This is a genomic window from Clostridium prolinivorans (assembly GCF_004011155.1).
In the GTDB taxonomy this organism is placed as follows: Bacteria; Bacillota; Clostridia; order Clostridiales; family Clostridiaceae; genus Clostridium_AT; species Clostridium_AT prolinivorans.
Map to the genome: position 1 here is coordinate 119,554 of NZ_RJWG01000004.1, position 24,262 is coordinate 143,815.

The 24,262-nt window shown below is 27.4% G+C and carries 15 protein-coding genes; 1 reads left to right on the top strand and 14 read right to left on the bottom strand.

Annotated elements, in window-relative coordinates; all coding sequences use genetic code 11:
- Positions 1-21: 21 nt before the first annotated feature.
- From EGD97_RS05760 to ftsH, 11 genes are all read right to left on the bottom strand, one after another.
- Positions 22-1,263, bottom strand: coding sequence for an ABC transporter permease (locus EGD97_RS05760; protein ID WP_078681252.1), 1,242 nt, complete (start codon positions 1,261-1,263; stop codon positions 22-24).
- A gap of 15 nt (positions 1,264-1,278) precedes the next feature.
- Entirely contained in the window at positions 1,279-2,283 is a 1,005-nt protein-coding gene (locus EGD97_RS05765) for an ABC transporter permease (protein ID WP_127836749.1), read from the bottom strand.
- 112 nt (positions 2,284-2,395) lie between these two features.
- The gene (locus EGD97_RS05770; protein WP_127836750.1) at positions 2,396-4,252 is read right to left on the bottom strand and encodes an ABC transporter substrate-binding protein; all 1,857 of its coding nucleotides are present in this window, start codon (positions 4,250-4,252) and stop codon (positions 2,396-2,398) included.
- A gap of 113 nt (positions 4,253-4,365) precedes the next feature.
- Positions 4,366-5,409 carry an SGNH/GDSL hydrolase family protein gene (locus tag EGD97_RS05775; protein ID WP_127836751.1) on the bottom strand — a complete coding sequence of 348 codons (1,044 nt, stop codon included), beginning with the start codon at positions 5,407-5,409 and terminating at the stop codon, positions 4,366-4,368.
- 14 nt (positions 5,410-5,423) lie between these two features.
- A complete protein-coding gene (locus EGD97_RS05780; protein WP_127836752.1) occupies positions 5,424-7,898 on the bottom strand; it encodes a beta-mannosidase in 2,475 nt (824 codons plus the stop codon).
- 646 nt (positions 7,899-8,544) lie between these two features.
- A complete protein-coding gene (locus tag EGD97_RS05785) occupies positions 8,545-9,441 on the bottom strand; it encodes an ROK family protein (RefSeq protein ID WP_127836753.1) in 897 nt (298 codons plus the stop codon).
- Positions 9,442-10,102: 661 nt separating this feature from the next.
- The gene (gene galE / locus EGD97_RS05790; protein WP_078681258.1) at positions 10,103-11,089 is read right to left on the bottom strand and encodes a UDP-glucose 4-epimerase GalE; all 987 of its coding nucleotides are present in this window, start codon (positions 11,087-11,089) and stop codon (positions 10,103-10,105) included.
- 90 nt (positions 11,090-11,179) lie between these two features.
- The gene (locus EGD97_RS05795; RefSeq protein WP_127836754.1) at positions 11,180-12,340 is read right to left on the bottom strand and encodes a galactokinase; all 1,161 of its coding nucleotides are present in this window, start codon (positions 12,338-12,340) and stop codon (positions 11,180-11,182) included.
- Between the two features lie 58 nt (positions 12,341-12,398).
- The gene (gene galT / locus EGD97_RS05800) at positions 12,399-13,961 is read right to left on the bottom strand and encodes a UDP-glucose--hexose-1-phosphate uridylyltransferase (protein WP_127836755.1); all 1,563 of its coding nucleotides are present in this window, start codon (positions 13,959-13,961) and stop codon (positions 12,399-12,401) included.
- Positions 13,962-14,172: 211 nt separating this feature from the next.
- On the bottom strand, positions 14,173-16,314 hold the full coding sequence (locus EGD97_RS05805; RefSeq protein WP_127836756.1) for a HelD family protein: 2,142 nt from the start codon (positions 16,312-16,314) through the stop codon (positions 14,173-14,175).
- 14 nt (positions 16,315-16,328) lie between these two features.
- Entirely contained in the window at positions 16,329-18,143 is a 1,815-nt protein-coding gene (gene ftsH, locus EGD97_RS05810) for an ATP-dependent zinc metalloprotease FtsH (protein ID WP_127836757.1), read from the bottom strand.
- A 368-nt stretch (positions 18,144-18,511) separates the two neighbouring features.
- Between ftsH and EGD97_RS05815 the strand changes: the two genes are divergently transcribed.
- A complete protein-coding gene (locus EGD97_RS05815; protein ID WP_127836758.1) occupies positions 18,512-19,069 on the top strand; it encodes a sigma-70 family RNA polymerase sigma factor in 558 nt (185 codons plus the stop codon).
- Positions 19,070-19,125: 56 nt separating this feature from the next.
- Here the strand turns inward: EGD97_RS05815 and EGD97_RS05820 are convergent, their stop codons facing one another.
- The 3 genes from EGD97_RS05820 to cbiQ all read right to left on the bottom strand — a co-directional run bounded on the left by EGD97_RS05820 (position 19,126) and on the right by cbiQ (position 24,261).
- Complete coding sequence (locus EGD97_RS05820; RefSeq protein WP_127836759.1) at positions 19,126-22,410, bottom strand: DEAD/DEAH box helicase; 3,285 nt, start codon at positions 22,408-22,410, stop codon at positions 19,126-19,128.
- A gap of 316 nt (positions 22,411-22,726) precedes the next feature.
- Positions 22,727-23,461, bottom strand: coding sequence for an energy-coupling factor ABC transporter ATP-binding protein (locus tag EGD97_RS05825; RefSeq protein WP_127836760.1), 735 nt, complete (start codon positions 23,459-23,461; stop codon positions 22,727-22,729).
- Positions 23,458-24,261 (bottom strand): cobalt ECF transporter T component CbiQ, encoded by an 804-nt coding sequence (gene cbiQ, locus EGD97_RS05830; protein WP_127836761.1) that lies wholly within the window; start codon positions 24,259-24,261, stop codon positions 23,458-23,460. The genes EGD97_RS05825 and cbiQ overlap by 4 nt, the downstream gene beginning before the upstream one ends.
- Position 24,262 lies beyond the last annotated feature (1 nt).

The window sequence follows — 24,262 nt, forward strand, 5'->3', positions numbered from 1 at the left end:
AATTAACTCCTTAATTTTTAATTAATCTCTTAATTGTGGATTGAATACTTGATCAAGCCCCGTATTCATCAAATTAAGTGAAAATGATATTAAAGTTATTGCTAAAATAACTGGCAAAAATGCCCACCATGCACCAGCAATTGGTGCTTTATATTGCATAGCCCAATTCATCATAAGCCCAAGTGTCGATACCTTTGTTGTAGCTGGCCCTAAACCAAGCATAGAAAGTTGTGCTTCTGCCAAAATTCCAGAAGATATTTGTAGAATAAATGCCATTACAACATAAGAGGCTACATAAGGCAATATATCTGTGAGAATAATTTTAGGAAGACTATGACCAGATAACTTTGACATATTAACATGATCACGATTTCTCAAAGATATAACTTGAGAACGTACAGATCTTGCAGTCCACGGCCATGATGTTAACCCTATAATACTTGCTGTAAGCATAACTCCTCTTGCACTCTGACCAACACTGAATGATATTAAAACTAAAAGGATAAAGGATGGAATAACTGTAAAAAGATTTGTGATAAACATGATAAAATCATCTATCATTCCTCCAACATAACCTGCAAATAATCCAAGCATTAACCCTATAAATGTAGCTATAATTCCTGAAACAAGCCCAATCTTTAGTGACGTTCCCATTGCTGCAACAAGTTCTGTAAGAACATCTCTACCAAAATTATCTGTTCCAAGTATAAAAGTTTTTTTATTTACAATATCTTTAACATTTACAAAAGATTGAGAACTAACAATATTTTTTTCTTCTAATTCTCCATGTTCATTTTTTACAGCTATATATTGATCTCCACTGTTTATCAATTTATTTATTTGATTATTTAATCTTATATATTGCTGTTTTTGAGCATAAAGTAGTCCTGTTTGTTCTGCAGAAGCACTATAATTATCATTCCACAACTTAACTAAAGAAACTACGTCATTTATATCTATGTCTGATTTTTTTATATTCCCAAATTTAACAAGCCAATCAGCCATACTCTCCCTATCTTTCATAGAAATAGATTCTAATTTTGCAGCAGAAGTATCTATATTTAAATCTATATGTTCACTATTAATTACATCGCCTACAGATATATATGTCCCTGGTTTATTAAACAAACCACCTATCATTTCTAATGGATCATTAGTCACAAATATAGGATAAAATATTATTGTTAATAAAATAATCATAAATAATATAAATCCTACAATAAACCTAGGAGAACGAAATATTTGCTTTAATAGGTTTTTCATAATAATCACTCCTTATCAGTCTTGCTGTACTGCTTTAACTCTTGGATCAATAAAACCATATAATATTTCTACTACTAAATTTGCGATAAGTACCATAATTGTAATTATAAGCGTACATGCTGAAATAACAGGATAATCTCTACCAGTAATAGCCGCCAGTAATGTAGTTCCTAACCCAGGATAACTGAAAATCATTTCAGCTACTAATGCTCCTCCTACCATAGTCCCTAATGATAATGCCAATCCTGTTATTTGAGGAAGCATTGCATTTCTAAATACATATTTTACAATCTTTCTATCTTTAATACCTAAAAAACGACTATATTTAACATAATCTGCATTAAGTTCATAAATTGACATTGAACGCATACCAATAGCTTGACCTCCTATTGTAATTAAAACAATAGACCAAAATGGAAGCTGATAGTGAGTAATAACTGAGCCTATAAATTTAAGACTCATATTAGGAACCATATCATATCCATATCCAAGTGAAGCTGGTAACCATTTCAAATAAACTGCAAAGAAAAATTGTAATATAATTGCCATTCCAAAAGCTGGCATATTACTAAGGAACAAAAAAGCAGGAAGTACAGCTTTGTCCCAAATTCCTTTAATATATGCTGCTACTGCTCCTAAAATATTACCTAAAAACCAACCTACAATAATTGCAGGTAATTGTAAACATAATGTCCACCATATTGATTTTGCAAGAATATCAGATACTGTTCTTGGATAATAAATAAAAGAAACACCAAAGTCACCTTTAAGTATATTTTTGATATATTTAAAAAATTGTACATAAATTGGCTTATCTATTCCAAAAGCTTTTACATAATTATCATAGACCTGTTGTACAGCTGTTTGATTTGTCATACCAGTTGCTGTTCTTGCAGCAATAGCCGATACTGGATCACCCGGCATTAGTCTTGGCAAAATAAAATTCAAAATTACAGCAATAATAAGAGTTATTAGATACCAGATTATCTTTTTTGTATAATACTTTTTATAACCCTTCAAAAAACATACCCCCTTTGAAATTTCTAATAATTTCTAAAAAACTAGCCATGTTTTCTTCTGTTTTCTATTAATTTTTATGAAAACATGACTAATTTTTTATATATTTAAATTATTATTTTATTAATTGAATTGTATACAATCCTGCAATACCATAACCATCTGTTAAATCATAGGGAGGTATTTCTATACCTTTATTAGATTTTGATCCTTGTTGTGGAAAATTTGTCCATACACTTTCATTAACTGTATAAAATAATTCAGGTCTATACATTAATGAAAATGAAGGTACATCTGTTAAATAAAACTTTGATAGCTGAGTATAATATTCTTTAAGCTTAGCTTGATCTGTAATTTGAGGAATTTCTTCTAAGAGTTTATCAACTGTTGGATTTGAATATCCTCCAAAGTTACCTACCATCTGAGTCTTAATTGAGTTATAACTACTTGACATTAAAGTAAAAGCACGTGTCCATGGATTTGAAATACCTGCCCCTGATGGACTCCACATAGCTATATCAAAGCGCTGATTGGATAAATCATCATAAAATGTATTTGCATCTGGGAAATATGTTTGAATATCAATTCCAATAGCTTTTCCAGCAGCTGCCACTATTTCTAAAGAAGCATTCCAATCTGACCATCCAGCAGGACATTCAGCTTTGAAAGAAAGATTTTTACCTTTATATTCACGTATACTATCACCATTTGTATCTTTTATTCCTGCTTCATCTAAAAGTTTTTTAGCTCCATCTATATCATTTCCTGTCCACTGAACACTTTTTAATGCGTTTTGATCAACTAATGCCTGTTCTCCAGGAGTTGTGTTCATTATACTTCTTGGTACATCTTTAAATGATGCTGATTGACCACTCATAGCTGTTTTAATAATCTGATCATAATCAGTTGCCATAGCAATCGCCTTACGTACTGCAACTTGATCAAGACCTGGTTTTTCTAAGTTAAACCAAGCTGTAGGCATTGTAGCACCTATATTATAAGGAGCTTCAGGTAGATAAGTTGATATTTTCCCACCTGAAACCATACTTGGTATATCACTTATAAACTGCTGTGAAACATCTACTTCACCAGCTTTAAATGCTACATCTCCTGCAGCGTTATCTTTGTATATGTTGTGTGCTATATACTTAGGTTCTGGAAGTTTACCCCACATTGAATCTGCTTTTCCCCAGTAATTATCATATCTTTGGAATACAACCTTTTGATCATTAGATATCATTGGTTTATATGGCCCTGATGCAACTAAATCTTCCATTTTATCAGTTTTAATTTTTGTAGCATCATTCTCATTTCTTTGCTCAACTTTTTGCATATATGCCTTTTGCATTACATATTGTTTAGGAAGATATTCTAAAACCTTTAATTGATTAATTATTTTGCCATTTTTTAATTTTGCATTAATTATTACTGTAGAAGAATCTTGAGCTTTTATGCTTTCTATATAATTTGTATAATCTGATCCTGCTGCAGTTTGATATTTAAAGTTTACATCCCATGTATAAGCTACATCTTCTGCAGTAACCTGAGTTCCATCCCACCACTTTGCATCTGGATTAATTTTAATTGTAAGAGATGTATGTTCATCATTCCACACAGGATCTCCTGATGCTAATAATGGATACATTTTACCATCTAACATATTATACATATAAAGAGTTTCATAAATTAATGTTCTAGCAGAATCTTTCTGACCAATACCCATAGCATTATTTGAATTACTAGATAGTGGATTCCAATCATTTATTGCTCCCCATTGTTGTCCATTAAAATAAAGCGTTTCATTTCTAGGAGTTGAATTTTTATTGTTATTTGCTTTAGATGTTGTATCTGATTGTTTTGAAGTAGCATTAGAATTTTTAGATGTTGTACTTGTTTTGCATCCAACAAATAGTGTTGCAATCATTGCACTTATTGATAATAATGCACAAATTTTTTTTAAACGTTTATTCATTTAAAATCCTCCTTTAAATATCTCAATATAAAACATTTATATTTTTAAGTATATTAATAATTGTATATAATTTTTTACTATATTCTTTAAATCTTTAATATACTTACAAATAATCATTTTAACCAAATTTTATTTCCAAATCCTTTTAAAAATATACTCAACTCAAATGCCATTTGTTCAGCATCTTTCTTTTTTATAAAAGATGACGTACCACAACCATTGTTTGAATAAAGAAAATGTACAATATTTTCATCATTTATTTCTCTACATATAATTCCTATGGATCTGTCCCATGAAGAATGGTGATTTGTAATAGTTGTCGTAAGAACTATAAAAGCACTAGGATATTTTTCTCGTATGTTTAATACAAAATCTTTATAATGCCTCTTCCAAAACTTTGATTTTTCACTATCTTTATTAATCTTCATATAATCTTCAGGAAATGCATCATATTGACCTATATCTATTACAACTACCTGTGGATTATATTCTTTAAAATTCCAATCAGTAACTTTCCCAAGTGAAGGATTAAAATGGAGTTTATCATAAATACTTTCCATTCCTATGCTTTTTGGTGCATGAAAATATCCTGAATTATCTAAAAGTGCTATTCCGCTTTGTGCTATTATATTAACATTAGCTTTTAAATTTCTAGCTGTCATCATAGCGTAAGAATACCATGCATTAGAATATTCTCCTTCAATAAGTTCTCCAGAGGCTGCAGAATCGCCGTAAAATTCCATATACCTACTTGTTTTTTTATAAGGTAAATTTACCTCATCACCTTTAGATATAATAAAGCCATAAAAAGTAAATTCATGACAGCCATCTTGTCTTTTAAAAAGTATTACTTCATGAGTTTTATTAGTTTCTAAATCCTCTGCAAGAGTTATTTCTTGAATACTATCATCATTAGAAATAAAAATTATTTTCTCAATTCCATCTAAAATACATCCTAAATAGTTATAATTATGATCATTATAATCATGATTATTTTTTATTAAAGCTTTAAGATTTGAGCCCTTAAATAGCATAGATACTGAACTACCAGGGAATATAAATATTGGAGCCTTAGGATCTAAAAAATCAATTCTTCCACTATAACTTAAATTTTCCATATCTGCATAAATTAGTTTTTCATTTTCTTTTAAATCCAATTTTATTCACCTTCTTATCTTATGTCATAAACACTTCTAATTTTTATTTCTTCTGGCTTCCCTTTTAATATTTTTATTCTTCTTTCTCCCCCATTCATATCAAAATAATTATCCTCAAGCAGCATATCATCATTTTTATTTATTATTTCAACATTTTTTGCATAACTTTCAGAAAAAATTACTATTTCATCTCCTTCTACTTTATAAGTTAATTTAGGATCAATAAATTTAAAATGCTTTGGTATAGAAAATATAACTGTTCCTTCTGATATTATCTCTCCCTCCTTTAACATTTCATAACTTACATAGTCTTCATAAAGTGATGCTTCCTGCATATCTATAATATCCAGCCAATTACTTGTAAGCTTTTTTACCATCACTTCACATGAATCTTCTTTCTTTATTTCTGCTTTATTATTTCTTAAAGCCCATCTTACAGTAACTTTTTCATCATGCATAGATTCATTTGAAACACAAAGTTGTATAGATTTTTTAACTTCATATGGTTCAGCATTAACATTTGGATCTTGAGTAAGTAGCCCTTCCTCTTTACAAGATAACATAAGAGGCGCAAAAAACCTTTTAGCATAATAGTGTAGTGCCTTCCATCTCCCAAAATAATCTATAGAAGCCCATGAAGCAACAGGCCAACAATCATTCAATTGCCAATATATAGTTCCCATACAGCGCCCTCTGTTTCTTCTAAAATGTTCTACTCCATAACGAATAGCTTCTGCCTGAAGGAGTTGTGAAGCATAAAGAAGGGTATTAAAGTCATTTGGATAAAGATAAGTAGCCCCCATATAGCTCATTATTTTACTGTTAGCTCCATTGTTTCTTTGATGCTTTTCCATAATATATGAAAATATATTTCTATCTTCCGGTTTTGTAAATGTTTCAACAGTTTTTAATGAAGGAAATGATTGAAAACCAAATTCAGAAACATAACGGAAAAAAAACTTTCTATATTCAGTGAATGGTTTATTTCCATGCCATACATCCCAATAATGTACATCACCCCTGTTTTCATCATTTGGATTATCAAATCCACCTCCTGATGATGGACTTGCTGGCCAATAAAATGTTTCAGGATCATATTCTTTTAATATTTTAGGTATAATATACTCATAAATCTTTATATAATCACTCTTAAGTTTTGGAGTAAGTTCCCAATTACCTTCTGAAACAAATTGTTCCATTTCATTATTCCCACACCAAAGAGCAAGAGAAGGATGATTCCTTATTCTTTTTATGTTATCTATAAACTCTGCCCTTATATTTTCTTCAAATTCATCTGTTAAGTTATAATTTGCACATGCAAACATAAAATCCTGCCATACCATAAGTCCAAGTTCATCACAGGCATCATAAAATGCATCATAAGGATAATTTCCGCCACCCCATACACGCACACTATTAAAATATGCATCTTTACACTGCTTTAAAAGATTATATGTTCTCTCTGGAGTTACTCTGCTTAAAATACAGTCTTCCGGTATATAATCTGCACCCATAGCAAATACTTTTACACCATTTACTTCGTGAGCAAAACTCTCGCCATATTTATCTTTTTCAATATGTACTGTTAAAGTCCTAAGTCCAATTCGTTTTTTCCAAGTATCAATTTTTTCTTTGCTATGCATAAGTGCAACTTCGATCTTATATAAAGGCTGATTCCCATATCCATTAGGCCACCAAAGTTTAGGATTATTAATTACTATTTTTTTAGGTGAACCACTATAAACTTCTTTTATACCATCAGGATTTGTAATACTAATCTCATAATAATAACCATAATTTATTGCTTTATTTTCTTCATCATGAAATCTTAATGCATGTCTATCTTTTGTTTTTATCATATCTATTTGAAAATCAAGTATCACTTTATTATCTTTATGTTCTTGCTTTATGTATACATTTTCTATTCTTCCTTTACTTATTCCTAAAAGTGAAACTTCTCTCCAAATTCCCATATCAGGAAGCCTTGGTCCCCAATCCCATCCAAACATACAATGTGCTTTTCTTATCTGTGGAAAACCTTTCATAGCATCTGATGAACCACCAATATGCTGTTTTTTATCAGCTTCCTTAATAAATTTTGTAGGTGAATGAAAAACTATTTTTAACTCATTCTTTTCTTCTTTAAGATCTCTCTTTACTTCAAATTCCCATATTCTATGCATATTATTGACATAAGCAATATGATTTTCATTTAAATAGATATCTGCTAATGTATCTAATCCATCAAAATGCAGCATAATTTCATCAGAATTTAGCATCTTCTTTGATGTATTAAAGATTAATTTATACTCATAATCCTGATCCATAAGTTTTAATGCTTTTAGCTCATTATCCCTATAATAAGGATCTTCCATTTTGTTGTTTTTAAGTAAATCACTATAGACCGACCCAGGTACAGATGCATTAATATATTCTTCATCATTTATATTTCTCATCTGCCAATTATCATTTAATTTTTCAATAATCATAATTAACCTCCATTTATTGTTTAACATTATATTTTTTAATTTTATATTTTCATATCTATTATGAAAGTTGTATACACGATATTCATTACATACAACACTTAAATATCAGCTAAAATCTATAATTTGTACTTATACCACCCTCTCTAATTCTTAAAATTTTTCATAATTTAAAGATAAAATATATCTTCAATTATTATTTTTTATCCTTATTTATATAGTTCAACTTTTGATATCGTTTACTTAGCTTGAATAAAAATCATTAAATTTTTAATGTTATAAATATAATATTGTAACATTAACATATTTATAAATATTATATTTATGATTAGCCCTCAATAATCTATAATTAATTCCCACTATACAATTTATAGTTTAAAATGTTTCTAATTTTCTATTATGTATATATTAAAAATACTTTTATTAGATAATCAATTTATATATTTATATATACTTTTCAATATACTTAAATATACTTAAAATATTAATATATATAATAAAAATTTTTATTAAGATAATTTAAAATAAACAAAATAGGTTACAGTTTTAAGCTATAAATTTATATAAAAAATAATCCCATTACAAATAATTAACTGTAATGGGAACTTTAAAGTATTAATATTAATTTACATAAATTATAAAGATATTTTTAATGTTTATTCAGATAATGATACAAAGCTCCAATTAAATTGGAATCATTCCTAAATTTGCAACGTACAACTTCAGGTATAACTATATTATGTGGTAATGAGTTTGCAAGTTTTTCTATATTTTTTTGTATGTACTCCATTAATATATCTTGTGAACTTATTCCTCCGCCTATAGCTATTTTTTCAGGATCATAAATGTACTGCAAATTAAAAAGCTGTCTTACTAATTTGTAGCAATAACTATCTAGTATTTGAAGCACATCTTTATCCCCATTATTTGCCATTTCAAATACTTTACGACCATCTAACTTTTCTATTGGAATATTTTTTCTCTCTGATACAGGTTTAATTAAAGCTAAATATCCTCCTTCATAACCCCATAGTGATTTGGAAACTTCTCCTTCAGTATCTATGTCATTAGTAATTATATAGCTAAATTCTCCAGCAGTAAAATGAGGACCTTTGTGAAGTTTTTTATCTTTTATAATTCCTCCACCAATACCAGTCCCTATTATAACTACTATAGCGTCATTGCAATCTGATAGGCTTCCAATCCAAGCTTCTGCTAAAGCAGCACATTTACCATCGTTTTCAATAGTAATTGGTACAGGACAGCGCTTTTGTAATATAGAACATATATCTTTATCATAATTATACTTTAGATGACCTCCAGAATAAGCATAACCTCGATCACTGTCTATTCTTCCTGGCATACTAATACCTATGCCTTCAATTCTATCTTTGTATTTATCAAATATACCTCCAATAGCATTTACAAAATTCTCTATTGTGTCTTGCGGGGTAGGTACTTGTCCTTTTTCAAGAAACTCTGCCTTTTGGTTCATTAAGGCATATTTTATTGCACTACCACCCACATCAAATACTAAATAATTCATATCTAAACACCTCCATAATTATTTAAACCTTTTCTATTAGTATTGCTTATAATACTTTTTATAACTATTTTAACTACAATATTATAAGTTTTATATAATGATTATCTCACAAAAACTATTTTTTCTTAGAATTGACCACTATATTTTGAAATAAATCAATAATAAACATACTAGTCATTGTGTAATGGAAATTTATTTACAGTCTATTGTGTTTTAATTATATAATTATTCTTTTTAATCTAATTATAGTTTATAAACTAAAAGGCTAAAAATTAAATTTAATATTCTGTATTGTAATTAAAATATCCCCCCCCCCGCCATAATCCCCATAAAAAGTTCTTAGGATTATTATTTTATTCGATTGATAGATTAATTTTTAAGGTTTTTAATGTCATCTGTTCTAAATATCATATAAAAAATTAATTTTCTGACAATTATATTCTATACTTATTTTACTATGTAAGGAAGTATTTTGATGATATAAAATTAAAAATGTTCTTTTAATTTTTCTCTAATTACGTTATTTTTTATATACAGCTTATATCTTTATTGTATTCTAATAAAAAATAAAGAAGCTTTTTAGCTAACTATTTATTTAATTAGCATAAGCTCCTTTATCTATTAAATATTTATTATTTTTTATATATATTATTTATTAGTTTTATTTTTCATATCCATTAGGATGATTTACATGCCATTTCCAAGCTGTTTCTATTATAGTTTCTAAGGAATTAAATTTTGGTTCCCATCCTAATTCATCTATAGCCTTTTGTGAAGAAGCTATAAGTATTGCTGGATCTCCTGCACGTCTTGGTGCAACTTCAGCTTTTATTTCTCTTCCTGTAACCCTTCTTGCAGTTTCTATAACATCTTTAACAGAAAATCCTTTACCATTTCCTAGATTATAAATTCTGCTTTCTCCACCTTTTATTAATCTATCTAATGCTAAAAGATGAGCTGAAGCTAAATCCATAACATGTATATAATCTCTTATGCATGTACCATCTTCAGTTTTATAATCATCACCAAATATCATTATTTTCTCTCTTTTCCCAAGTGCTGTTTCAAGAATTAATGGTATTAAATGAGTTTCAGGTTTATGATCTTCACCAATTTTACCGCTTTCATGAGCTCCAGCTGCATTAAAATATCTAAGTGCAGTATATTTTATACCATAAGCATTATCGCACCATTTTAGTATCTTTTCTACAGTAAGCTTTGATTCTCCATATGGATTAGTCGGAAAAGTTTTATCATTTTCAAGTATTGGAATATTCTCTGGTTCTCCGTAAGTTGCAGCTGTTGAAGAAAATACAATATATTTAACATCGTAATCTTTCATTGCACGAAGAAGACTTAGTGTCCCTGAAACATTATTTTCAAAATATTTTAAAGGCTCAACTACACTTTCACCAACTAAAGAATCTGCTGCAAAGTCTATTACAGCATCAATTTTATTTTCAGTAAATACTTTATCTAAAATTTTTCTATCTCTTAAATCTCCCTCGTAAATTTTTCCTCCAAGTACTGCATCTTTATGTCCTTTTTGAAAATTATCTAAAATTACAACTTCTTTTCCTTTTTCTAAAAGTGCAGCTACCATATGACTTCCAATATAACCAGCACCACCACAAACTAATATTGCCATAAATTTTCCTCCCTTTAAACCTTTATTATTTACATTTCTGAAATATTTTTAAAAATGTAAAAACTTCAAAATTAAACAATATAAAATTTATTATATCACTTCTTCTGTGCCTTGACCAATTCCACTTAAATAAAAACTTGGCTCATAGCCTATAATAGAAGTATAATTTATTTTAACTTGATTTATAAAATTTTCTACTGAATCTTTTTTTACAAGAGCTATAGCACAACCACCAAACCCTGCTCCTGTCATCCTTGCACCTATACAGCCTTTAACTTTTAAAGCTTCATAAACTATTGTATCTAATTCTCTTCCTGTAACCTCATATAAATTTTTTAAAGAATTATGTGAATCAGTTAAAAGTTTCCCAAATTCTTCTATATTGCCTTCATTTAAAGCTTTATAAGCTTTTTTAGTTCTTTCATTTTCATAAACTGCATGTTTAGCTCTATTTCTTATGTTTTCTTTAACTAATAAATGTTCTAATTTATTAAATTCTTCTATAGTTAAATCGCAAAGTGATTTTATATTTATTTCATTTTGAAGTATGCTTAAAGCTTCATCACATTCAGCTCTTCTTTCATTATATTTTGATTCATTTAAAGCTCTTCTTTTGTTTGTATTCATTATAACTAAAGTATAATCATCAAGCTCAACATTTGCATAATCATATTTTAATGAAGCACAATCTAAAAGTATAGCTTTATTTTTCTTTCCCATACCTACAGCAAATTGATCCATTATCCCACAATTTACTCCAACAAAACTGTTTTCAGCCTTTTGTGAAATTTTAACTAACTCTACTCTGTCAGCTTTTCCATCATTAAAAAGAGTATCTACAATAACAGCCGTCAATACTTCAAGTGAAGCTGATGATGAAAGCCCTGCACCATTAGGTATATTGCCACTTATTAATATATCCATACCTCCTAACTTAAAACCTTCATCTTTCATAATTTCCATTACTCCCTTAGGATAATTAGCCCAATCATCCTCTTTTTTATATACAATATTGTCTAAATCTATAGAAACTTTTAAATCAAAATTAGTTGAAGCAAAATTTACTTTTTTATCTGTTCTTTTTCTAACTAATCCGTAAGTTCCAAATTCAAGTGCACAAGGAAACACGTATCCTCCATTATAATCAATATGCTCTCCTATTAAATTAACCCTTCCTGGAGAGTGAAAAACTCTAACATCTCCTTCTCCATAAAGTTCATTAAATTTAGCTTTTAACTGTGAAATATCCATAGTTTTGCCTCCTTACATAATCTTTCATTTTTTCAATATTATTAATTATTGTTTTGCTTTATTTATTTTTAAATCCTATACTTTCCATAAATTTTATAAAACCTTTTTGACCATTTTCATCCCTTTTGTATACTCCTGCATCTTTAAGAACTTTTAAAAACTTATTTCCTACTTCTGCTTTTAAAATATCATTTACTTTTTCACTATTTAAATTTGTTCCATATTTATTTAAAAGCTCTTTTATCCAGTCTAAATGTTTGTAGATTGCATCATCGGTATTTTCTTGAGCTTTCTTAAATCTTACAGTATCACCTTTTAATATATCTCCTATTTCTTTAAGTTCTACACTCAATCTTCCTGGAAGTACTGCAAGCCCCATAACTTCTATAAGTCCTATATTTTCCTTTTTTATATGATGAAGCTCTTTATGTGGATGAAATATACCATCAGGGTGTTCTTTACTTGTTCTATTGTTTCTAAGAACTAAATCAAATTCATATTCGTTTTCTTTATTTATTCTAGCTATTGGAGTTATAGTATTATGTGAAATAATTTCTCCATTTACATTTGAATAAGCTAAAATATCTAAAGTTTCATCACTATATTTTTTCCATGAATCTAAAATTTTGTTTGATACATAAAGAAGTTCTTCTTTATCTTTAGAAGATATTCTAATAACAGACATAGGCCATTTTACTATACCAGCTTTAACTTTACTAAAGTTATCACTTTTAAAGTAAGTTTCAATAGGAGCAATCTCCATTGGGAAAACATGTCTTCCACCTTGAAAATGATCATGACTTAATATAGAACCTCCTACTATTGGCAAATCAGCATTTGATCCCATAAAATAGTGAGGAAATTGTTCTAGAAAATTTAATAATCTTTCAAAAGTTTTATAAGATATTTTCATAGGAACATGATTAGCATTAAACAAAATGCAATGTTCATTGTAATAAACATATGGGGAATACTGTAAATACCATTGTTCACCGGTTATATTTACAGGTATTACTCTATGATTTTGTCTAGCAGGGTGATTTAAATGCCCAGCATAGCCAATGTTTTCTAAACAAAGAAGACATTTTGGATAATTTGATTGAGGACGAAGCTTTGAGGCTGCAATTTCTTTTGGATCTTTTTCTGGCTTAGACAAATTAATTGTAATTTCTAAATCTCCATATTCTGTTGGTGCTTTCCAATAAAGATTTTTTTCTATTCTATCCATTCTTATATAGTTTGAAGCTTTAGATAAAGCATAGAATTCATCAGTAGCCTTTTGAGGTCCTTCTTCTTTGTAAGTATTATAGAAATTTTTTACTACTTCTGATTCACGAGGCATTAATAATCCCATAATTTTAGTATCAAATAAATCTCTATATGTTATAGTATTATCTTCAATAAGTTTATTTTCTGCTGCATAATCTAAAATATTATTAAGTATTTCCACTGCACTTTCTAAATTTTCATATTGAACTTCTCCTTCATACGGTTCTTCAATTTTTAATAAATCTAAAAGTGCATTTCTACAAGTAATAACATCAAGTTCCTCTATTATATTGTGATTTAATGCAAATAAAAGCAAACGTTCTACTTCAAAAGCAGCCTTTACTTTATTCATTTATTTCAGCCTCCTTTTATTTATCCTTAAGAGCTTAATTTATAAATTAATATTTATCCCTTTAGAAAACCTTTTCTATATACTTATTATAGCAAAGGTTTTCTATTATTGCAATAGTAAATGTTTTAATTGCTATTAAAAATTTATAAAAATATTTATTTTTCTCTATAATTTTAAAAGCAGACCTTAATAATTTGGTCTGCTTTATTTTTTATATTGTTTTTTTAATAACTTTTAATTCATGTAATGCTCTTGTAGCCATTACATAATTTATTTTATTTTTATTTTCATTATTAATATTTTTAATTAAAATTACAGCATCAAATTCAAGACCTTTTGCAAAATATGAAGGAATAATTACAGTACCTCCAGTGTACAATATATCCTCATTATCGATAATTTTTGCATAAGTTATAGATTTTAAATATTTTCCTATATTTTTAGTTTCTTCTAAGTTTGTGCATACTACTGCTATATTTTCATAACCTTTTTCTTCAAATTTTTTTAAAGAAGTAGTTATATTTTCTATTAATTCTTCTTCACTTTTTGCAGTTTCTTCTATTACAGGTTCACCTTTTCTTACAAGTGGTACTATTTTATTATCTTCTATATATTTATTTGCATATTCCATTATTTCTTTTGTAGATCTATAACTTTTTTCTAAAATAAAGTGTTCTACATTTAAAGAAGGAAGTATTTTTTCAAGTTGGAGCATTGGTGTTTCACCTTTAATAGGTAAAATTCTTTGGCTTTTATCACCTACTATAGTCATAGAGCTGCATTTTGTAAGTTCTTTTATAAGTAAAAACTGCACAGCACTATAATCTTGTGCTTCATCTATTACCACATGTTTAATTTCTTCTTTTAACTTTAATCCTTCAAGCTTTACTTTTAGATAAAGAATAGGTGCAAGATCGTGTTGTGTTAAATTTTTATTTTTATTAAATTTCATATAAAGCTCTATAACATCAGGATTATTAAGCCATGAAAGCTCTTTTTTAGCTTTCATAACTTCTTCTATAACTTCTCTTATTTCTATTTTTCTATTTAAATTAAGAGAAGTTTCATGTATTTCAAGTTCAGTTTTTGAAAGCTTTGAAATTTTCTCCTGATATTCTTTTTGTATTTTCCTTACCTTTTCGTCTCTTGCATCTCTAAGCTTTAAAAATATAATTCTCTTTATCTTATTACTTCTTCTAAATAAAGGCATATCTTTATAATACTTTTTAAATAATTCTTCTATTTCATAAGAGCTTAATATAACTTTATCATAAAATTTAATATCTTTTGGTTTAAAATATTCTGCATCAATGTTTGAAATAAAATTATCCAATTCTTTTATATAATCTATAGAACTTTTATGAATTATATCTTCTATAAATTCTTTATCTTCTTTTAATACTTTTTCCATATATTCTTTAAAATCCATTATAGAATTTAATCCTAAAATATTCATAGCAAAATCAGTAAAAGTTGTTTGTCTTACGCCTACTTCTCCAAGGCTTGGCAAAACTGTACTTATATACTCCATAAAAATGCTATTAGGCCCTAATATAAGAACCTTATCTTGAAGAGTATCTCTATAATTATATAAAAGATAAGCAACTCTATGAAGAGCTATGGTAGTTTTTCCACTACCTGCTACTCCATTTACAACAATAGTTTTTTCTTTAGGTTGTCTTATTAAATTATCTTGCTCTTCCTGAATTGTCATTATTATATCTCTAAGTTTAGAAGTTGTATTACCGCTTAAAATCAATTGAAGTATTTCATCTTTAACATCTAAAGCTGAATCAAACATTCCCTGAAGCTTTCCTTTTTTAATTATAAACTGTCTTTTTAAAAGTATATCTACATTTATTTTACCAGCAGGAGCAGTATAAGAGTTTTTACCAAGTTTACTAGTATAAAAAAGTGCAGATATTGGTGCCCTCCAATCTACTATAACAGGCTCATATTCTCCTTCTGGTGTCATTCCAAATCTCCCTATATATATACTCTCTACATCTTGGTAATTTTCTTCTTTAAAATCTACTCTTCCAAAATAAGGAGTTCCTAAAAGCAGTGTTAATTCTTTAAGCCTTTTATCTATGGCTTTATAAGTTTCTTCTTTTATAAATCTTTCATGGTCAAAGTATTCAGCAACCTTATCTTCGTCATCTCTATATTCATCTAAAGCATTTTTTCTATAATCTTTAATAAATTCAGAAGCTTCTTTCCTCTTATTTATATAATTTAATATTTCTTTATTTATTATAGAAATTACTTCTTGAAGTTTTTCTTTTTCTAAATTAAGCTGCATCTCTTTCTCTATGCTCAATTCTTTTTCTAAACTTAAATCGATATTTTCCATAAATATCTTTCCCCTTATTTTATTATTTCTGTTTCTTCTTTAACAAGGGCCATAAATTCATCGCCCATTATAGTTTCTTTTTCTAAAAGTCTTTGAGCAATTTTTCTCATAAGTTCTTTATTATTTTCTAGAATACTTCTAGCTTTATCATGAGCTTCTTTTATTATTTTTAAAGTTTCCTCATCTATTAATGCAGCGGTTTCTGCACTACAATTTTGAACAGGTCTTCCATCTAAATATCTATTAGATGGAGATTCAAGTCCCATCATATCAAATCTTTCACTCATACCATACATTGTTACCATACTTCTTGCTGACTGAGTAGCTTTTTCAATATCATTAGATGCTCCTGTTGAAATTGAACCAAACTCTACTTCTTCTGCTGCTCTTCCTCCTAGAAGTATAGCTATCTCATTAAATAATTCTTCTTTTGTTAAAAGATACTTTTCTTCTTCTGGAAGTTGTAGAGTATACCCTAAAGCACCCATAGTTCTTGGAACAATTGTTATTTTATGAACTGGATCTGTTCCTTTTAAAAGAGCTGCCACAAGCGCATGCCCAACTTCATGAAAAGCTACTGTTTTCTTTTCTTTCTCTGACATTATTCTATCTTTTTTCTCTTTACCAGCTATTATAACCTCAATAGCTTCTTCTAAATCTTCTTGTATTATTTCGTTTCTTGAATGTTTAACAGCTCTTAAAGCTGCTTCATTTACTATATTAGCAAGATCTGCTCCTACAACTCCTGGAGTTGCTTTTGCTATTGCTTCTACATTTATATCAGGAGAATATTTTACATTTTTTAAATGAACTTTTAATATAGCTTCTCTTCCTTTTAAATCTGGTCTATCTACAATAACTCTTCTGTCAAATCTTCCTGGTCTTAAAAGCGCTTTATCAAGAATTTCAGGTCTATTAGTTGCAGCAAGTATTACTACAGGTTTAGATGAATCAAATCCATCCATCTCTGATAAAAGCTGATTTAAAGTTTGTTCTCTTTCATCGTTACCACCTACATTTGCATCTCTAGTTTTTCCTATAGCATCTATTTCATCGATAAATATTATACATGGAGCTTTTTCTGCAGCCTGCTTAAATAAATCTCTAACTCTTGCTGCTCCCATACCAACAAACATTTCTACAAATTCAGAACCAGACATAGAAAAGAAAGGAACCTTAGCCTCTCCTGCTACAGCTTTTGCCAAAAGAGTTTTTCCTGTTCCTGGAGGTCCTACTAAAAGTGCACCCTTAGGAAGTTTAGCTCCAATATCTGTATATTTTTTAGGATTATGAAGAAAATCAACAATTTCAGCCAAAGATTCTTTAGCTTCATCTTGTCCTGCTACATCTGCAAAAGTTTTACCAGTTTCATTTTCTGCATAAAGCTTTGCATTGCTTTTGCCAAAGGACATAACTCCGCTCCCCATTTTTTTATCTAATCTTCCAAATATAAGCCTTCCAACAAAGGTAAATAATATTATTGGTAATACCCAGTTAAAGAAGAAATTTTTAATTGGATTATTATCAGGAGCAATTCCACCATATTTAACTCCTGAAGCTTCTAATTTTTCAATTAACTTAGGATCATTTAAATTTACAGTATATAAAATTTTTTTAATACCATCCTCTGTCTGCTTAGGTATAATTATTATTCTGTCTTTTGAAATTTGGACTTCTTCTATTTTCTTTTCATTAAGTAAATTTAAAAATTCATTATATTTAATTGATTGACTTTTTACATCTGCTAATACAAAATTTAAAATCATTAATATAATTGCAGCTCCCATTATATAATAGGCTGCATATTTTAATTTTTTATTGTCAAACATTATATTCTCCTTTCTTTTTATATAAAATTTTATTTAATATAAAATTTCAATACAATAAAATGTATTAAACACTATATATTAAGATTATAAACTAAAAAATAAAACTTACATACCTCTTTAATAAAATATTTAAAATTATTTATTATTTTATACAATATTATTTTCTATAAAATTAGTCAAATTATTAAAAGCAAAAAATTTATTTTATTTTTTATTAAATTCTTATATATATTTATATGAAAATCTTCAAGAACATATGTTCGTATTCTGTTTTGCTAAAAAGTAAAAATTATCATAATATATCCTAAAGTTTTATTATATTATTGCTAGCAAAATTAAAAAGCCGGCTCTTTTTAGGAGTGTATATTATGAATTTAGAAGAATTAGTATTAAAAGCAAAAAATGGAGACAATGAATCACTTATAGAAATACTTAATAGATTTAAAGGATTTATTTATAAAACATCTAAAGAAATTTATATAAGTGGATATGATACTGAAGATTTACTCCAAATTGGTTATATGAGCCTTATAAATGCTGTTTTTAAATTTGACTTAAATAAAAATAAAAATTTTACATCTTATGCAACTTCAGCTATAAAAAATAACTTTTATTATGAAATCCGTCAAAAAAGCAGATATAACGCTGAATCCAGCTTAAATAAAGAATTAGATGACGGTATTGAATTTATTGAAAATTTAGTTTCTAATGAAAACTTAGAAGAAAAAGTCCTCTTAAAAGAAGATATATACAGTTTATATAAAGCACTAAAACTTCTTGAACCTGAAGAAATAGAACTTATAAATTATGTCTATTTTAAACATGGAAAACTAAAGGAATATTCTAAAATCAAAAATATGAATTATGTTACATGTATAAAATTTAAAGAAAAAATTTTAAAAAAGCTAAAAAAACTTATGGAATAAATTTAAAGTGCCGCAAAGCCATTCTTTGTGGCACTTTAAATTTATTGTCCATATTTTTAAATACTTTCATCATAACTAAATAAATCTTCAAGTTCTTCTTTGGTAAGAGTAGAGATAATACTGCTCTCTGCGTCAGTACTTTGAACAACTTTTTCTATTATATCTTTTTTCTTTTCTTGAATATTAAATATCTTTTCTTCTATTGTTCCTTTTGCTATTAATTTAATAACTTCTACAGTTTTTGTTTGCCCTATTCTATGCGCTCTATCTGTTGCTTGGTCTTCTACTGCTGGATTCCACCAAGGATCGAAATGAATAACTATATCAGCACCAGTTAAATTAAGCCCAAAACCTCCTGCTTTAAGTGAAATTAAGAATACATCTCTGTTTCCTTCATTAAATTCTGATGCCATGTTTAGCCTATCTTCGCTTTTAGTAGCCCCATCAAGATAAAAATAGTCTATATCCTTTTGCTTAAGCATGACAGCAATTTTTTTAAGCACTGATGTAAATTGTGAAAAAATAAGAATTCTATGATTTTCATTTAAAGATTCATCTAAAATTTCACTAAGTGCATTCATTTTCCCACTTTCACCTTCAAAATCAGGAAGAACAACTGATGGATCACAGCATACTTGTCTTAATCTTGTTAACGAAGATAATATATTTATTTTATTCTTTCCATCAAATTTAGTTTCAAATTCTTTTCTTATTTGATTTCTAGCATTATTAACATAAGCCATATATACAATTTTTTGCTCTTCTGTCATATCCACTACAATTTTATGCTCTATTTTAGGTGGAAGTTCATTCATAACCTCACTTTTTAATCTCCTAAGCATAAAAGGCTCTATATGCTTTTTTAATGCTTCTAAAGCATTTTTATCTCTTTGTACTATTATTGGCTCTACATATACTTTATTAAATTTTGTTTTTGATAAAAGATATCCTGGCATAATAAAATCAAATACTGACCAAAGTTCTAAAAGTGAATTTTCCATAGGAGTACCTGTAAGAGCAAAATATCCTTTTGCTTTTATTTTTTTTACTGCTCTTGCATTTCCTGTATAAGAATTCTTTATCTGCTGAGCTTCATCTATAAAACAATAACTAAACTCAATCTCTTCAAAATAAGATATATCGTTTCTAAGTACTGCATAAGATGTTATAACTAAGTCATAATCATTTATATCTTTGATTTTAGATAATCTTTCACTCTTTTTCCCATATACAACCAATGTTTTTAGATTAGGTGCAAATTTTTTAACTTCCATTACCCAGTTATACACAAGGGATGTAGGTACAACTACAAGTACAGGATTTTCATGTTTTGAAGCTTCAGATGCAATAAATGCTATAGCTTGAAGAGTTTTACCTAGTCCCATTTCATCTGCTAATATTCCTCCAAATCCATAAGATGCAAGAGTTTTAAGCCATTTAAAACCAATTTTTTGATACGGTCTCATAACTTTCTCTAAGTAATCTGGTAATGTAAAATCTATATCTTTTACCTTTTCAATGTTTTCAACTAACTCTTTATATTTTTTATTTTTTTCTACATATAAAGATTCATTTTCTTTTAAATATTGTTCTACATATAAAGCATTATACTTAGAAGCTAAAAGTACACCATCGTTTTCTAAATTTCCTTCACCTTCTAAGTAGTCAACAAGATTTATAAGATTCTTTAAAGTTTTATCACTAAGTGATATATATCCTCCATTTAAAAGTTTATAATATCTTTCATTATTTTTTACTGCTTCAAATATCTTCTTAAATTCACTACTGCTTACCCCTTTTATAGAAAAACTAAATTCTAAAAGACCGTCTTCTCTTATAGATGCACTTACTTTATAATCTGAACTATCATATACTCTTAGATTTTTAAATGAATCACTTAAAGTAACCTCGCCAATTTTTTTTAGTTTTTCTATTCCTTCAGATAAGAAATCTAAAATTTTATCTTCATCTTCTATTACAAAGCTTTTTCTAGTTATTTCAAAACCTAAGCTTTTTATAATATCTATTATCATCATTTCTTTCTGAAGCTGTCTATTATTTATCTTTGCTGCAGCTTTGAATTTGCTATCACTAAACATATCTAATTCAATATCATCATATATAAATTTTAATGATAAAGATATACCGCTTAAAGTTTTATCTAATTCCATATAAGTTTTAAAATTTATATTTTCAAAAAGCTTATTTAAAGCATTTGCTGTTTCTTTAGATTTATCAAAAACTTCAACACTTTCACTTATATTTTTTAAAAGCGGAATTAATTCATTTTTTACTTTTCTATTACTTTGCTTTATAGAAATTGTATTATCATTTTCATAAAGCATTTCTTTATAATATTCTAAATAATCTTTTATTTGCTGAATAGTTGGAACATATATATTTTTATTGTAAAAGAAATATTTACCTTGTCCTGTTATATCTATAGGAAGTTCATTTAATTGTTTTAAAATCCAATCTCCTTCTCCTATTTTTGTAAGTTCAAATTTTAATGGTAAATCTTCATTTATAATCTTTACTTTTTTGTATAATATATTATTTATTTCTAAATTAAAACTTCTTCCATATAACATTTGAAAAATAAGTTCTAAAGTCTCTATATTTATAATTACCTTTTTTCTATCGTATAAACCAATAGTACTTTTTATAACAGGTGCAGAAGATATTATATTTAAAAATACAGTATCTCTTTCATTAAAATAATGTTCTTTAGGCTTAAAAGCAAAACCTCCTTCACAGCTTACATTATAATTTTTAAATTTAAAAGCGTTAAGAAAATCTCTTGCATCGCTTACAGTATAAGTCTTGTCTTCTCCAACCATAAACTCTAAAGTTATTTCTCTTAAATTTTCACGAATATAAAATCCAATAATAAAATCTAATTTTAAAAGCACCTTTTTTTCAATGATCTTTTTAGTAATAGATTCTTCTTTTTTATTATTTTCTTTTACTTTATTTACATACTCCCGTGTTAATTTAGTTTCATCTTCGCCTTTAATCTTTTCTTTACCTCTTATTTGCCTTAAATAAGCAGCTACTATATGTTTGCAAGCTTTATTTTTTTTACTGCTTTGAAATTCATTACAATCACAGTTAAATTCTTCTATAATACCTCTTTTGCAATTTAAAAGTATATACGCATTATTTGTATTTTCACTTACCATATCTTCTTTAACTTTAGCATGTATTTCCAAAAGATTGGGATTTTCTTCTTTTTCACTAAAAAAAGCTTTAATTCCACCATTTAGGTAAAGCTTTTCCCCTTTTTCAAAAGTTAAATTTCCAGTTTCTTTTTTTATAATTTTTTCAGTAAAAGTTTCCAATAAAAGCACCTCTTATTTCTATATCTAGTATATTTTTAGTATATCCTTTCATTTAAATATTTTTCAATAAATAAAAAACATGCAAAAGCTCAAGCCTTATGCCTGAGCTTTAATTGTGTTATTAATCATTAAAATATATGCTTTTATAAAAATGCATTTTAAATGTGATTAACCAACATTTGTATTAATTTTATTTATATTAAAATTAATATTTATATTTAATTTTATGCTTTATATTATTAATATTAACATTTTTTATAAATTTTATCAATATCATATTTCCATTGACAAAAGATTAAATAAATTATAGAGTTTTTTACAATTTTTGTAATCGTAAAGGTATTTCAAGAGAGCTTTCTTCCATAAGATTTTCATTAGATAAAATTTCTTTTGTCAATCCATCTGCTATAATAAATCCTTCCTTTATTATTATAGTTCTTTCGCAAAGTTCCCATATCATATCCATATCATGCGATGCAATAATTTTTGTATGATTAAATTCCTTTAAAAGATTTATAAGCCTTCTTCTAGATTTAGGATCTAAGGATGTTGTTGGCTCGTCCATTATAAGAATATCTGGTTCCATAGAAAGTACAGAAGCTATTGCTGCTGCTCTTTTTTCTCCTTCAGATAATCTATATGGTGCCTTATCTTTAAGATGAAGTATTCCAACAGTCTGGAGAGCTTTTATAACTCTTCTTTCTACTTCTCTTTCTTCTAATTTAAAATTTCTTAGCCCAAAAGCCACATCATCATAAACTGTGGGCATAAAAAGCTGGTCATCTGCATTTTGAAATACTAATCCTACCTTTTGACGAATTAACGGAAGATTTTTCTTTGTTAATGGAATATCTCCAATATTTATTTCTCCTTTGCTTGGGAAAAAAACGCCTAAAATTATGTTTAATAAAGTTGATTTCCCAGCACCATTAGCCCCTACAATTCCAACAGTTTCTCCATAATTTATTTTAAAATCTATACCATTTAAAGCTTTATTTCCATCTGGATATGAATAATGTACATTTTTAACTTCTATAAAATGGTGAGTCATTTAATTAACCACCTTCCAATTAATTCTGATACATTTATAAATCTTATAACTATAAAAAATGTACCCCATATAAATAAATATAACATAGATGATATGTTAATTTTATCATCTTTTTCAAATATATAATCCCCATCAAAACCTCTAAAAATCATAGCATTATATATTCTACCTGCTCTATCAAAGCTTTTAAGCATAATTTGTCCTAAAATAGAACCTGAATTTTTTATAGAAATCCCCTTTTTAAAAGATGCTCTTAAATTATAAGCCTTTATAACTTTTCCTACTTCTTCTAATAATACAAAAATATATCTATAAATTAGCAAAAATTGAGTTACAAACAATTTAGGTACTTTTAATTTTCTTAAAGCTTTTGCTATATTTTCAATTCTAGTTGTGGATATTAAAAGCAATCCTGCTGTAACAGTTAAACTACATTTTATAATTAAAGTAATAAAAGATATCCATCCAAATGATATAGATATACCTAATATTGAGATAAATGGTCTTTTGTCAAATAATGGGTTAAATATACCTATACCTATAATAAATGGAAGCATAATAAAAGTTCTTTTTAAAATTTTTAAAATTGGCATATCTGATAAAATAGAAATGACCACAGGATATAAAATATAAGGCAAAAGTCCTGATATATTATATTTATCAAAAGATAACACAGTTATTAAATAAATTATAGTAACAAGTACCTTAGGTAAAGGATGTACTTTATGAATTATAGTTTTTTGTGAAGATAGTTCATCTAAATATCTAATATTATAAATAGTATTAATTATATTTTCCATA

Coding starts and splice junctions, on each gene's coding strand:
- EGD97_RS05760 (WP_078681252.1), bottom strand. CDS start 1,263: ATGAAAAACCTATTAAAGCAAATATTTCGTTCTCCTAGGTTTATTGTA.
- EGD97_RS05770 (WP_127836750.1), bottom strand. CDS start 4,252: ATGAATAAACGTTTAAAAAAAATTTGTGCATTATTATCAATAAGTGCA.
- EGD97_RS05780 (WP_127836752.1), bottom strand. CDS start 7,898: ATGATTATTGAAAAATTAAATGATAATTGGCAGATGAGAAATATAAAT.
- EGD97_RS05785 (WP_127836753.1), bottom strand. CDS start 9,441: ATGAATTATTTAGTATTTGATGTGGGTGGTAGTGCAATAAAATATGCC.
- galE (WP_078681258.1), bottom strand. CDS start 11,089: ATGGCAATATTAGTTTGTGGTGGTGCTGGTTATATTGGAAGTCATATG.
- EGD97_RS05795 (WP_127836754.1), bottom strand. CDS start 12,340: ATGGATATTTCACAGTTAAAAGCTAAATTTAATGAACTTTATGGAGAA.
- galT (WP_127836755.1), bottom strand. CDS start 13,961: ATGAATAAAGTAAAGGCTGCTTTTGAAGTAGAACGTTTGCTTTTATTT.
- EGD97_RS05805 (WP_127836756.1), bottom strand. CDS start 16,314: ATGGAAAATATCGATTTAAGTTTAGAAAAAGAATTGAGCATAGAGAAA.
- ftsH (WP_127836757.1), bottom strand. CDS start 18,143: ATGTTTGACAATAAAAAATTAAAATATGCAGCCTATTATATAATGGGA.
- EGD97_RS05815 (WP_127836758.1), top strand. CDS start 18,512: ATGAATTTAGAAGAATTAGTATTAAAAGCAAAAAATGGAGACAATGAA.
- EGD97_RS05825 (WP_127836760.1), bottom strand. CDS start 23,461: ATGACTCACCATTTTATAGAAGTTAAAAATGTACATTATTCATATCCA.
- cbiQ (WP_127836761.1), bottom strand. CDS start 24,261: ATGGAAAATATAATTAATACTATTTATAATATTAGATATTTAGATGAA.